At 72.8% G+C, this 13059-nt stretch carries 12 protein-coding genes and 1 tRNA gene; 11 read left to right on the top strand and 2 right to left on the bottom strand.

Annotation, left to right across the window (positions count from 1 at the left end):
- Positions 1–76 precede the first annotated feature (76 nt).
- Positions 77–679 (top strand): hypothetical protein, encoded by a 603-nt coding sequence (locus ACXJKL_RS04175; RefSeq protein WP_457205795.1) that lies wholly within the window; start codon positions 77–79, stop codon positions 677–679.
- Positions 679–1584: an LCP family protein gene (locus ACXJKL_RS04170; RefSeq protein ID WP_457205794.1), complete on the top strand. Its 906-nt coding sequence runs from the start codon at positions 679–681 to the stop codon at positions 1582–1584. The genes ACXJKL_RS04175 and ACXJKL_RS04170 overlap by 1 nt, the downstream gene beginning before the upstream one ends.
- 15 nt (positions 1585–1599) lie before the next feature.
- Here the strand turns inward: ACXJKL_RS04170 and ACXJKL_RS04165 are convergent, their stop codons facing one another.
- Together ACXJKL_RS04165 and ACXJKL_RS04160 are read right to left on the bottom strand one after the other, a co-directional pair.
- Positions 1600–2985: a choice-of-anchor P family protein gene (locus ACXJKL_RS04165; RefSeq protein ID WP_457205793.1), complete on the bottom strand. Its 1386-nt coding sequence runs from the start codon at positions 2983–2985 to the stop codon at positions 1600–1602.
- Between the two features lie 174 nt (positions 2986–3159).
- Positions 3160–3232 (bottom strand) — tRNA-Arg (locus ACXJKL_RS04160).
- 85 nt (positions 3233–3317) lie between these two features.
- Here ACXJKL_RS04160 and argS point away from each other — a divergent pair.
- From argS to ACXJKL_RS04115, 9 genes are all read left to right on the top strand, one after another.
- The gene (gene argS / locus ACXJKL_RS04155) at positions 3318–4997 is read left to right on the top strand and encodes an arginine--tRNA ligase (RefSeq protein WP_457205792.1); all 1680 of its coding nucleotides are present in this window, start codon (positions 3318–3320) and stop codon (positions 4995–4997) included.
- A gap of 3 nt (positions 4998–5000) precedes the next feature.
- On the top strand, positions 5001–6416 hold the full coding sequence (gene lysA / locus ACXJKL_RS04150; RefSeq protein ID WP_457205791.1) for a diaminopimelate decarboxylase: 1416 nt from the start codon (positions 5001–5003) through the stop codon (positions 6414–6416).
- A complete protein-coding gene (locus tag ACXJKL_RS04145; protein WP_457205790.1) occupies positions 6416–7738 on the top strand; it encodes a homoserine dehydrogenase in 1323 nt (440 codons plus the stop codon). Before lysA ends, ACXJKL_RS04145 begins: the two co-directional genes overlap by 1 nt.
- The gene (thrC, locus tag ACXJKL_RS04140; RefSeq protein ID WP_457205789.1) at positions 7735–8820 is read left to right on the top strand and encodes a threonine synthase; all 1086 of its coding nucleotides are present in this window, start codon (positions 7735–7737) and stop codon (positions 8818–8820) included. Before ACXJKL_RS04145 ends, thrC begins: the two co-directional genes overlap by 4 nt.
- Before the next feature lie 3 nt (positions 8821–8823).
- Positions 8824–9723: a homoserine kinase gene (gene thrB, locus ACXJKL_RS04135; protein ID WP_457205788.1), complete on the top strand. Its 900-nt coding sequence runs from the start codon at positions 8824–8826 to the stop codon at positions 9721–9723.
- Between the two features lie 195 nt (positions 9724–9918).
- Positions 9919–11928, top strand: a complete 2010-nt coding sequence (rho, locus tag ACXJKL_RS04130; RefSeq protein WP_457205787.1) for a transcription termination factor Rho — start codon at positions 9919–9921, stop codon at positions 11926–11928.
- 39 nt (positions 11929–11967) lie between these two features.
- Complete coding sequence (locus ACXJKL_RS04125) at positions 11968–12339, top strand: response regulator transcription factor (RefSeq protein WP_457205786.1); 372 nt, start codon at positions 11968–11970, stop codon at positions 12337–12339.
- Positions 12340–12485: 146 nt separating this feature from the next.
- Positions 12486–12716: a 50S ribosomal protein L31 gene (gene rpmE / locus ACXJKL_RS04120; protein ID WP_457205785.1), complete on the top strand. Its 231-nt coding sequence runs from the start codon at positions 12486–12488 to the stop codon at positions 12714–12716.
- Between the two features lie 105 nt (positions 12717–12821).
- Positions 12822–13059: PCRF domain-containing protein (locus tag ACXJKL_RS04115; RefSeq protein ID WP_457205784.1), on the top strand; the 238-nt coding region annotated here is incomplete at its 3' end.

Raw genomic sequence — 13059 nt, 5'->3', positions numbered from 1 at the left:
CCCACAAATGCAGGGCCGCGACCGCCCCTTGATGCAAGGTGTCACGAGCGCCACACGAAACACCCCTGGAGACCTGATGAGCACCCCCTTCCGGAGCCCGGTCCGCGCGACCGTCCTGGCTCTGGCCCTCGCGACGAGCGCCTGCAGCAGCAGCGGCGCGGCGCACGGCCCGGTGTCCGGCACCACCGAGACCGCCACCACGACCTCCGTCGCCGGACCGGCGCCCCTGACGACCCGGGCGGACATCGGCACGGTGGTCGGCAAGCTGCCCGGCACGCGTCGCCGGGCCGTGCGTCGCGAGGTCACCGAGGTCCTCGACCGCTGGTGGGACGCGGCGTACGTCGGCGGCACCTACCCCCGCACCGCCTTCGTCAGCTACCCGGGCTTCACACCGGGTGCGACCCGTCGCGCGAGCTACGACCGCGACCTGATGTCCAACGCCGACATCGGGCACCGCGTCGCGTCGGTGACCCCGCTGATGCGCAGGGCCCGCCTGGACCTGCTGTCCGTCGACCGGCGCGTGCGGTCCGTCACCGCGCGGTTCGACCTGCGCATGCGGGTCGCCCTCGACGACGGCGCCCCGAGCCGGCGGCTCCAGGTCCGGGGCCGCGTGTTCCTGACCCGACGGCCCGCGGGCTGGCGGATCTTCGGCTACGACGTCACGAAGGGCTGGCTGTGATGACGCGCCTCTCCCGCACCCTGCGCCTGCTCACCCTCGCGGTGGTCCTCGCGGCCTCCGCGCTCGTCGTACCGGATGCAGCGGTGCACTCGACCGACGTCGAGCTGGTGCGCGTCAAGCGCGCCGGGGGAGTCTCGGTCGGCCCCGACGTGCTGTGGATCCTCGCCGTGGGCTCCGACGCCCGGCCGGGCGAGGACATGCTGCACTCCCGCGGCGACGCGCTGCAGCTGGTCGGGATCAACACCCGCACCGACGCGGCGACTGCGATCGGGGTGCCTCGCGACTCGTGGGTCTCGATCCCCGGGCACGGGATGAACAAGATCAACGCCGCGCTCTACTACGGCGGGCCGCAGGGGATCGCCGGCGCGATGCGCAACCTGGTCGGCATCACGCCCGACTACGTGATGGTCACCCGGTTCCCGTTCTTCGAGGACATGGTCGACGACATCGGTGGCATCGAGGTGATGAACCCGCGCCGCTTCTCCGACCCCTACCTCAAGAAGGAGGGGTTCCCCGCCGGCCGCATCCACCTCGGCGGGTACGACGCCATGGCGTTCTCCCGGATCCGCAAGGAGCTCCCCGGCGGCGACTTCGACCGCTCCGCCAACCAGCAGCGGACCCTGCGGGGCATCCACGCCCGCATCCGCTCCCAGGCCGACCGGCCCGGCTTCGTCGAGCGCGGCGTGATGACGGTCATGAAGCACCTCGCCACCGACCTGGGGCCGGCCGAGATCTACGAGCTGGCCCAGGCCGTGGCCCAGGTGGAGCCGGGGCGGATCACCACGTGCGTCATCCGCGGTCGGATCGGCACGGTGGGTGACCAGAGCGTGGTCTTCCCCGACGTCGCCCAGGCCCGCCGGCTGGGGGACGCCGCCCGGAGCGACGCCACCCTGCGCGGCTGCTGACTGCGACTCCCGCCGTCAGCGGGGGTAGATGTGCCCGTCGGACAGCGCGAGGTCCATCACGACGGCCTGCTGGAAGAGCGTGACCCGCAGGGCGATGACGCTGGCGCCGTACCGGCTGCGCTTGACCAGCTCGCGCTGGACCAGCCCGACGCCGTTGGGCAGCTCGGTGGTGCGCCCCGGAGCGGGCACCGGGACGGGCTGGCCGTTCATGGTGATCGAGGTGATGGTGGTCGCGACGCGGGCCCGGACCGGCTTGCGCTCCTTGCCACGCATCCGCACCGAGCTCTCGACGCCGTTGATCTCGAGCCCGACGCCCGGCACCGAGACGCTCTCGATGCGGGTCCCGGTGAGGCCCTTGGCGAAGTCGCGCTTCGCGTCCTGGCTGCCGCGGTGGGTGTAGGTCACGGAGCGCAGGTCGGCGAGCAGGCCGAAGAGCACGGAGGCGGAGGGGACGCGGAAGGTCTGCGTCCGGCCCAGGGTGCCCTCGCACGGCAGTGACTTGTGCTGCACGCCGCCGAAGTGGAGGTTGTCCCGCAGGGCCTGGAAGTCGAGTGCGGTCCCGCCGGCGCGGAAGACGCCGGCCGGGGCGGGGGCGCCGATGCGGGCGTTGGCCGACCCGACCTCGACGAGCTGGYGGCGACCGCCCGCGTCGACGACGATCTCGAGGGCCATGGCCTCCGACGTCGCCCGCTTGCCCGAGGCCTGGCCGCGGACCTTGCCCAGGGCGATGGAGCCGAGGCCCGGGATCTGGATGGGGGCGGTGGCCGAGCGGAGCACCTGGAAGACCTGGTCGGCGGCCTCGCCGGTGCCCTCGAAGACGGTGTCGGTCACCTGGTCGAGCGGCGCCAGCAGCTGCTCGAGAGGGGTGCCCTGGAGGGGAGTGCCCTGCAGGAGCTCGAGGCGGATGCGGGCGAAGTCGAAGGACTCGGCGTGGCCGAAGCCCTGCGGGGTGTGGAACGCGTCGGCCGTGGTGGTGAGCCCCTCGATGACGAGACCGGGGGTGGCCACCCCGTTGACCGTCCCGCCGATGCGGATGTCGCCGATGGTGTTGACCCCACGCACCCCGTTGCGGTCGCCGTCGCGGTAGGTGTCGGTGCGGCTGGAGCTGGCGGCGACGTGGATCAGCGGGTTGCCGGGCACGCTCACCGCCGACGTCCTCTCGACCGACTGGCCGAGAGCCCGGGTGCAGCGCAGCTGGGCGTGCGCGTCCTTGACGTCGAAGGCCTCGACGTTGTCGGTCACCAGCTTGACCCCGTAGGCGTCGGCCCGGAATCCGAAGTCGGTCAGGGTCGGTGCCCGTCGGGGCTCGGCGGCCGTCGCGCCGGGCCCGACGACCAGGGCTCCCGTCAGTGCGGTGGCGGTGGCCAGGGAGAGGGCCAGGCCCGAGATCAGCTTGCTCACGTGGGTGCTCCAAGGGGTGTCGACGCGTGGTGAGCCACGGTCCGCGCACATGCGTACCCGTGGGTAACGCAGTGTTACACCAAAGGAACGGTGTCGAAACCACTCGCGCCGAAAATGAGTAGTGGGGAACATCGGACGGCCTGGGGCCGTCGGATGTTCCCCACTGTTCGCGTGCGCCTCCGGCAGGATTCGAACCTGCGGCACCTGGTACCGGAAACCAGTGCTCTATCCCCTGAGCTACGGAGGCTCGGGCGAAGCAGACCCTACAACCCCGCTCGGCGCACGGCGAAACCGGTTCGGGTCGGGGTGACCGGCGCCGATAGGCTGGCTCGGTGAACCCGGGCCAGCTCTCCCTGACCATCGTCGACGTCCTCGAGGACCTCGTGGCCGACGGCTCCGTGACGCTGCCGGGCGGCGTACCGACGAGCGTGACCGTGGAGCGACCGCGCCAGAAGGGCCACGGCGACTACGCCACCAACGTCGCGCTCCAGCTGGCCAAGCGGGCCGGAACCGACCCGCGCGCGTTCGCCGAGCTGGTGAGCGCCCGCCTCGCCGCCGCCGAGGGCATCGCCGCGGTCGAGGTCGCCGGGCCCGGCTTCCTCAACATCACCGTCGACGCGGACGCCCAGGGCCGGGTCGGGGCGGAGATCCTCGCCGCCGGCGACGCCTACGGCCACTCCGAGACCCTGGCCGGCCAGTCGGTCAACATCGAGTTCATCTCGGCCAACCCGACCGGTCCGCTGCACCTCGGGCACACCCGCTGGGCCGTGCTCGGCGACGCGATCGCCCGCGTGCTCGAGGCGGCCGGGGCGAGGGTGGCCCGGGAGTTCTACATCAACGACCGCGGCAACCAGATGGACCTGTTCGGAGCCTCGCTGGAGGCCGCGGCGCTGGGTCGCCCGATCCCGGAGGACGGCTACCAGGGTGCGTACGTCGCCGACCTGGCCGCCAGGATCGTCGCGGAGCAGCCGGGCATCGTCGACCTCCCCGCGCAGGAGCGGCTGCCGGCGTTCCGGGAGGCCGGCTACGCCCTGCAGCTCGCGGAGCAGCAGGCCCAGCTCGACGGCTTCAACACCCACTTCGACGTGTGGTTCTCCGAGCGGGCGCTGCACGAGGAGGGGGCCGACGGCTCGGTGGCCGACACCCTCCAGGGCCTCAAGGACAACGGCCACCTGTTCGAGGCCGACGGCGCGCTGTGGATGCGGACCACGGACTTCGGCGATGACAAGGACCGGGTGCTGATCCGCTCCAACGGCGAGCTGACCTACTTCGCCTCCGACACCGCCTACTACCTCAACAAGCGGTCGCGCGGCTTCGACCACTGCATCTACCTGCTCGGGGCCGACCACCACGGGTACGTCGGCCGGCTGCGCGCGATGGCGGCCTGCGTCGGCGACGACCCGGCGCTCACCCTCGACGTGATGATCGGCCAGCTGGTCAAGATCATGCGCGACGGCGAGGAGCTGCGGCTCTCCAAGCGGGCGGGCACCATCGTCACCCTCACCGAGCTCGTGGACGAGATCGGCGTCGACGCCCTGCGGTACTCGCTCGCCCGCTACCCGGCCGACAGCCCACTGACCCTCGACGTCGCCGAGATCACCAGGGCCTCGAGCGACAACCCGGTCTACTACGTGCAGTACGCCCACGCGCGCACCTGCCGGATGATGGAGAACGCCGTCGACCTGGGGATGGCGCTGCCCGGCGACGCCTTCGACCCCTCCCTGCTCGACCACGAGCTCGACGGCCGGCTGCTGCGGGCCCTGGCCGACTTCCCGCGGGTCGTCGCCAGCGCCGCGGAGCTCCGCGAGCCGCACCGGATCGCGCGCTACCTGGAGGACACCGCCGCCGTGTTCAACAAGTGGTACGACACCAAGGAGTGCCGGATGCTCCCGCAGGGCGACGAGCCGGTGGCCCCCGTCAACGAGGCGCGGCTGGTCGTCGTGGCGGCCACCCGGACGGTGCTCGCCAACGGGCTCGACCTGCTCGGCGTCTCTGCTCCCGAACGGATGTGACCCGTGCCCACCTCCCACCCCTCCGGCTGGGCCCATGCCGACGGCGCCCTCAGCCGCACCTGTCCGGGCGGCCCGCACTGGCTGCGTGAGCCGGCCGACGCCAACGCGCTCGTCCCCTCCCTGTGGTCCTCGACCGCCCGCAAGGACGACGGCGTGCTCAGCATCGGCGGCGTGACGCTGCCGGACCTGGTCGCCGAGCACGGCACCCCGGCGTACGTCCTCGACGAGCGCGACTTCCGCGAGCGCGCCCGGGCCTTCGCCGGCGCGTTCGCCGGCTACGACGTCTACTTCGCCGGCAAGGCGTTCCTCTCCACGACCACCGTCCGGTGGCTGGCCGAGGAGGGCCTGCACCTCGACGTGTGCTCCGGGGGCGAGCTGACCGTCGCCGAGCGTGCCGGCTTCCCGATGGAGCGGGTCGGCCTGCACGGCAACAACAAGACGCTGCGCGAGCTCGAGCGGGCCGCGGAGCTCGGCGTGGGCCGGGTCATCGTCGACTCGTTCGACGAGATCGACCGGCTCGCCGGCGTCACCGCGGAGCTCGGCCGCCCCCTCGGCGTCATGGTCAGGGTCACCGCCGGCGTCGAGGCGCACACCCACGAGTACATCGCCACCGCGCACGAGGACCAGAAGTTCGGCTTCTCGATCGCCTCCGGCGACGCGTTCGAGGCGGTCCGCCGGATCGGGGCGACCCCGGGGCTGCGCCTGCTCGGGCTGCACAGCCACATCGGCAGCCAGATCTTCGACTCGTCGGGCTTCGAGGTCGCGGCCCGCCGGGTCCTGGCCCTGCACGCCCGGGTCCGCGGCGAGCTCGGCGTGGCCATGCCCGAGATGGACCTCGGCGGTGGCTTCGGCATCGCCTACACCACCCAGGACGACCCCAGCGCCCCCGCGCAGCTCGCCGCCGAGCTGACGCGCATCGTCGCGCACGAGTGCCGTGCGCTGGGCCTCGACGTGCCGCGCCTGTCCATCGAGCCGGGGCGCGCCATCGTCGGCCCCGCGATGTGCACGGTCTACGAGGTGGGCACCGTCAAGGAGGTCGCCCTCGACGGGGGCGCCCGGCGTACCTATGTCTCGGTCGACGGCGGGATGAGCGACAACATCCGCACCGCCCTGTACGACGCCGACTACTCGTGCACGCTGGCCTCGCGCGCCTCGGAGCGGCCGCCGATGCTGGCGCGCGTCGTGGGCAAGCACTGCGAGGCGGGTGACATCGTGGTCAAGGACGAGTTCCTGCCCGACGACGTGCGACCCGGCGACCTGGTGGCGGTCCCCGGCACCGGCGCCTACTGCCGCTCGATGGCCTCCAACTACAACCACGCGCCGCGTCCTCCGGTGATCGCTGTGCGGGACGGGAAGACCTCCGTGGTGCTCAGGCGCGAGACTGAGGACGATGTGCTGTCGACAGACGTGGGTGCGTGATGGGTGAGGGAGACAAGCGACCGGACAGGCTCCGGGTCGCGGTGCTCGGGTGCGGCTCGGTCGGGTCGCAGGTCGTGCGCCTGCTGACCGAGCAGGCCGGCGACCTCGAGGCCCGGGTGGGTGCGCCCGTCGAGCTCGTGGGCGTCGCCGTACGCCGCCTCGACGCGACGCGTGAGGTGGACGTGCCGGCCGACCTGCTCACGACCGACGCGGCCGGCCTGGTCGCGCGTGACGACGTGGACGTGGTGGTCGAGGTGATCGGGGGCATCGAGCCCGCGCGCTCGCTGATCCTCTCCGCGCTCGACCACGGTGCCAGCGTCGTGACCGCCAACAAGGCGCTGCTGGCCGAGGACGGTCCCACCCTCTTCGAGGCGGCCGAGAAGGCCGACCGCGACCTCTACTACGAGGCCGCCGTGGCGGGCGCCATCCCGATCCTGCGGCCGCTGCGCGAGTCGCTGGCCGGCGACAAGGTCACCCGGGTGCTCGGCATCGTCAACGGCACCACCAACTTCATCCTCGACAAGATGGACACCTCGGGGGCGGGCTTCTCCGAGGCTCTCGAGGAGGCCCAGGAGCTCGGCTACGCCGAGGCCGACCCGACCGCCGACGTGGAGGGCTTCGACGCCGCCGCCAAGGCCGCGATCCTGGCGAGCCTGGCCTTCCACTCGCGGGTGACCGCGGCCGACGTCTACCGCGAGGGCATCTCCGAGGTGACGGCCGGCGACATCGCCTCGGCCCGCGAGATGGGCTCGGTGGTCAAGCTGCTCGCGATCTGCGAGCTCCGCGGCGGACCCGACGGACAGGACCAGGTGGCCGTGCGCGTGCACCCGGCGATGATCCCGCGCTCGCACCCGCTGGCCAGCGTGCGCGAGGCCTACAACGCGGTGTTCGTGGAGTCCGAGGCCGCCGGCCAGCTGATGTTCTACGGACCCGGTGCCGGTGGCTCGCCCACCGCGAGCGCCGTGCTGGGCGACCTGGTCACCGTGGCCCGCAACCGCCTCGCCGACACCCGGGGCGCCGGCGAGTCGGCGTACGCCGACCGGGCCGTGCTGCCCATGGGCGACACCCGCACCCGCTACCACGTCGCCCTCGACGTGGACGACCGTTCCGGCGTGCTGGCGGCGGTCGCGACCGCCTTCGCCGACCAGGGGGTCTCGATCCAGACCGTGCGCCAGGAGGGCCGCGGCGCCGACGCCCAGCTCGTCGTGGTCTCGCACGCCGCGACCGACGCCGCGCTCAGCGCCACCGTCGAGCACCTGCGCACCATGGACATCGTCCGCGACGTCACCTCGGTGATGCGGGTCGAGGGGGGAGACGAGTGAGCGACGCGCCGTGGGCCCACCACCAGTGGCGGGGCCTCATCGAGGAGTACCGCGACCTCATCGACCTGCTCCCCGACGGCCTCGAGGCGGTCACCCTGCGTGAGGGCGGTACGCCGCTGGTGCACTCGGAGTGGCTCTCCTCCCTCACCGGCGGCCGGGTGTGGCTCAAGGTCGAGGGCGACAACCCGACCGGGTCCTTCAAGGACCGTGGCATGACCACCGCGATCTCCGTGGCCAAGCACGAAGGCGCCCAGGCCGTCGTCTGCGCCTCCACCGGCAACACGTCGGCATCGATGGCCGCGTACGCCGCCAAGGCGGGGCTCAAGCCGCTGGTGCTGGTGCCCGAGGGCAAGATCGCCGCCGGCAAGATGGCGCAGGCCGTCGTCCACGGCGCGCAGATCATCATGGTCCGGGGCAACTTCGACCACTGCCTGCACATGGCCAAGGGGCTCGCCTGGAACTACCCGGTCGCGCTGGTCAACTCCGTCAACCCGGTCCGCCTGCAGGGCCAGAAGACCGCCGCCTTCGAGATCTGCGACTTCCTGGGCGACGCCCCCGACTACCACCTGCTGCCGGTCGGCAACGCGGGCAACATCTCGGCGTACTGGATGGGCTACGAGCAGTACGCCGACCTGGGCCGGTCCAGCAGGCGCCCGGTGATGCGCGGCTTCCAGGCCGAGGGCGCGGCTCCGCTGGTGACCGGTGAGCCGTTCCCGGACCCAGAGACCAGGGCGACCGCCATCCGGATCGGCAACCCCGCCTCCTGGAAGCTCGCCGAGGCGGCCGCCCAGGAGTCCGGGGGCCGCTTCGCCGCCCTGTCGGACGCCCAGATCCTCGCCRCACAGGTCGAGCTGGCCCGCCACGACGGCGTCTTCGTCGAGCCCGCCTCGGCCGCCGGCGTCGCCGGGCTGCTGGCCGAGCTGGCCGCAGGGGAGAGCTACGCCGGGGCGACGGTCGCGATCACGGTGACCGGCCACGGGCTCAAGGACACCGCCACGGCGCTGGAGTCGTTCGGCGACATCGTGGACACCGTGGTGGACGCCGACGTGGATGCCGCGGCCGCGGCGGCCGGGCTCGCCTGAGGGATGCCGACCTACGTCCAGGGGCCGGTGCGGGTCTCCGTGCCCGCCACGTCCGCCAACCTCGGCCCCGGCTTCGACTCCCTGGGCCTGGCCCTGTCGCTGCGCGACGAGCTCGAGGCCGAGGTGACCGACTCGGGCATCGTGGTCGAGGTGAGCGGCGAGGGCGCCGACGACGTGCCGCGGGACGCCTCGCACCTGGTGGTCCGCGCGATGCTCGCGGCTTTCGACGCGATGTCGGCGCGGCCCCCCGGGCTGCGCCTGTCGTGCCGCAACGTCATCCCGCACAGCCGTGGGCTCGGTTCCTCCTCGGCGGCCATCGTGGCCGGCGTGGCCCTGGCCCGCGCCCTGGTGGCCGGCGGCCAGCTCCTGCTGGACGACGCCTCGCTGCTGCGGCTCGCGGCCGACCTCGAGGGCCACCCCGACAACGTCGCCCCCGCCCTGATGGGCGGCTTCGTCATCTGCGGACGCGAGGCGGGCGAGTGGTACGCCGTCCCCTCGGCCGTCGACCCGCGGGTGCGGGTGGAGGTCTTCGTGCCCCCGACCCCGGTCGCGACCGAGGTCGCCCGGGGGCTCCTGCCCGAGGTGGTGCCGCACGCCGACGCCGCCGCCAACAGCGGCCGGACCGCGCTGCTGGTGGCCGCCCTGGCGGGTCGCCCCGAGCACCTGCTCGCCGCCACCCGCGACTACCTGCACCAGGAGCAGCGGCGGCCCGCGATACCGGAGTCCCTCGCCCTGGTGCACCGGCTGCGCGAGGACGGCGTCCCCGCCGTCATCAGCGGGGCGGGCCCGACCGTGCTGGCCTTCGTCGGGGCCGTCCACGGCACCCTGGCCCACCGCAGTCCCGCCGGCTGGGCGCACCACGTGCTGGACATCGAACCTCGCGGCGTCGTCGTGGCGGAGTGAGGCAGCGGCCCTGCTAGCCTGTGCGCGCGCCGTTCGGCGTGAGCTCCCGCCGCCGCGGCTCGTCCGCCGGCCCGGAAGCACCCTCTCCTCCCGGTGTGCGCCATGGGCGTACGCGACCAACCGGTCCCGGGACCACCTGTCAGCAACCAGCCAGCTCCCCGGCGGGAGCCGGCTCCGAGCGTGGGAAGGGCCTACGTGACCGACTCAGCAACGCCCAGCGCCAAGAAGCGTGGCGGCGGGCTCAGCTCCATGCTCCTCGCCGACCTCAAGTCGATGGCCGTCGGGATGGGCATCTCCGGTGCGGGCTCCATGAAGAAGGCGCAGCTCGTCGACGCCATCAAGGCAGCCCAGACCGGCGCCCCGTCGAGCGCACCGGCCGGCGCCTCGTCGAGCGACTCGACGGGCGCGCCGGTAGGGGCGCAGGCTGCCGCGGCAGGCAGCGCCCCGCGCGTCACCCGCACCCAGCGCCCCGCCCGTCGTGTCCCGGCCTCCGCACCGTCCGAGCCCGCCGACACCTCGGTGAGCGCCGAGCAGCCCACGTCCGGCGCGTCGCAGTCGCCGCCGTCCGGTGACGCCGCACGACCCGATTCCAGCTCGGCCGACTCCGGCTCGGCCGACTCCGGCTCCTCCGACCAGCAGCGCACGTCGCGCCAGCGCACCCGCAACCAGGCTCGCCAGCAGGACGACGCGCCGCGGGACGGCCAGGGCTCCGACAAGGGGGCCGACAAGGGCTCTGACAAGGGCTCCGACAAGCCGGTGGTCAAGGGGCAGGACCAGAAGTCTCGCCAGCCCGAGCGCCAGCAGGACCGTCCCGAGCGTCAGCAGGACCGCCAGGCCGCCGACCAGCAGGCCGGCAACCAGCAGGGCAAGCAGTCCGGGAACCAGCAGGCCAACCAGCAGCCGGGCAACCAGCAGGGCAACCAGGGCAACCAGCAGGATCAGGACCAGGACGACGACGGCGAGGGTGGCGGTCGCCGGAACCGCCGCCGCCGCGGGCGCGACCGCGACCGGACAGTCCCTCGCCCGGGCAACCGCAACGAGCCCGACACCACCGTGCTCGAGGACGACGTCCTCGTGCCGGCGGCCGGCATCCTCGACGTTCTCGACAACTACGCCTTCGTCCGGACCTCGGGCTACCTGCCCGGGACCGACGACGTCTACCTCTCCCTGTCGATGGTGCGGAAGTTCGGCCTGCGCCGCGGCGACGCCATCGTCGGCCAGGTGCGCCAGCCCCGTGAGGGCGAGCGCAAGGAGAAGTTCAACCCGATGGTGCGCATCGACAGCGTCAACGGGGCGGACCCGGAGGCCGCGCGGGACCGCGCCGAGTTCGACTCGTTCACCCCGGTGCACCCCGACGACCGGCTCCGCCTGGAGACCGACTCCGCCAACCTGGTCGGCCGCACGATCGACCTCGTCGCCCCGCTCGGCAAGGGCCAGCGCGCGCTGCTGCTGGCGCCGCCCGGCACCGGCACGACGAGCGTGCTCCAGTCCGTGGCCGCGTCGATCTCGCGCAACAACCCCGAGTGCCACCTGATGATCGTGCTGCTCGACGAGCGTCCCGAGGAGGTCACCGACTTCCAGCGCTCGGTCAAGGGCGAGGTCATCGCCTCGACCTTCGACCGACCGGCCACCGACCACACGATGGTCGCGGAGCTGGCCATCGAACGCGCCAAGCGCCTCGTCGAGCTCGGTCACGACGTCGTCGTGCTGCTCGACTCGCTCACCCAGCTCGGCCGGTCCTACAACCTCGCGGCCCCGGCCAACGGACGGCTGCTGTCCGGCGGGGTCGATGCGACCGCGCTGCACCCCCCGAAGGCGTTCTTCGGAGCCGCGCGCAACATCGAGCAGGGCGGGTCGCTCACCATCGTGGCCAGCGCCCTCGTGGACACGGGCTCGATGACCGACGAGGTGATCCTCGAGGAGTTCACCGGCACCGCCAACAGCGTGGTGCGTCTCGCCGGTGACGTGGCCGCGCGACGCACGTTCCCGGCGATCGACGTGCTCGCGTCCGGRACCCGGCGCGAGGACCTGCTGCTCACCCGCGAGGAGCACGAGATCACCGAGAAGCTGCGGCGCTCGCTGCTCGACCGCACCGCGGTCGAGGCCAACGAGGACGTCCTGGGGCGGGTCCGTGCGACCCAGTCCAACATCGAGCTGCTCACCCAGGTGCAGCGCACCCCGGCCGCTGCGGCCAGGCGACGCTGACCGGGCTAGGGTCGGCACGGACGAGAGCGAGGGACGGACATGGCACGCATCGTGGTCGCTGACGACGACATCGACATCCGCGAGCTCGTGGAGTTCAAGCTCTCCACGCTCGGGCACGAGATCGTCGCGGTGTCCGACGGGCAGGCGGCGGTCGACGCCTGCCTGGCCGACCGCCCGGACCTCGCGGTGCTGGACGTGATGATGCCCGGGCTGTCGGGCCTGGAGGCCGTACGCCTGATCCGGGCCGACGCGAGGCTGGCCGACCTGCCCGTCATCCTCCTCACGGCCCGAGCCCAGGAGTCGGACGTCGAGACGGGCTTCGGGTCGGGCGCGGACGACTACATCACCAAGCCGTTCAGCCCGCGAGAGCTCGCCACCCGGGTCGAGGCGCTGCTCTCCCGAGCCCGCTGACCGCGGCCCGGCTCGCCACCGGCGGCCGGGAATGCCACGATTGGGTGCGCTGTTGTCACGGGTGGCACACTTGCGTGCCGGCTCCGGTTCACGTCCACGCAGCCGCGTGTGGACGACCCGGCGGCACTGTTTCGAGAGGACACCGCATGAAGAAGGACATCCACCCCGCGTACGTCGACACCCAGGTGACCTGCACCTGTGGTGCCTCGTTCACCACGCGCAGCACCGCGACCTCCGGCTCGCTCAAGGCCGACGTCTGCTCGCAGTGCCACCCGTTCTACACCGGCAAGCAGAAGATCCTCGACACCGGCGGTCGCGTCGCCCGCTTCGAGGCTCGCTACGCCAAGAAGGCTCCGCAGAGCACCGAGAGCAAGTAGCTCTCCTCCGGCGCCGGCCTCCCGCACTGCGGGAGGTCGGCGCTGTGCATTTCCCCGGTCGTCCACCGCCAGTCCGCCCCATCCACCAGCGCCCAGGAGCCACCGATGTTCGAGGCCGTCGAGGGACTCGTCGCCGAGCACGCCGAGCTCGAGGAGCAGCTCGCCGCTCCCGAGACGCACGCCGACCAGCGACTGGCCAAGCGCCTCAACCAGCGCTACGCCGAGCTCAGCGCCGTCGTCGCGACCTGGCGCGACTGGATCCAGCTCGGTGACGACGTCGAGGCCGCTCGCGAGCTGGCCTCCGACGACCCGGACTTCGCCGACGAGGTCCGCGCGCTCGAGG

The organism is Nocardioides sp. P5_C9_2 (assembly GCF_054049555.1).
The sequence above is the reverse complement of the archived record's forward strand: the minus strand, read 5'-3'. Positions and strand labels throughout refer to the sequence as shown.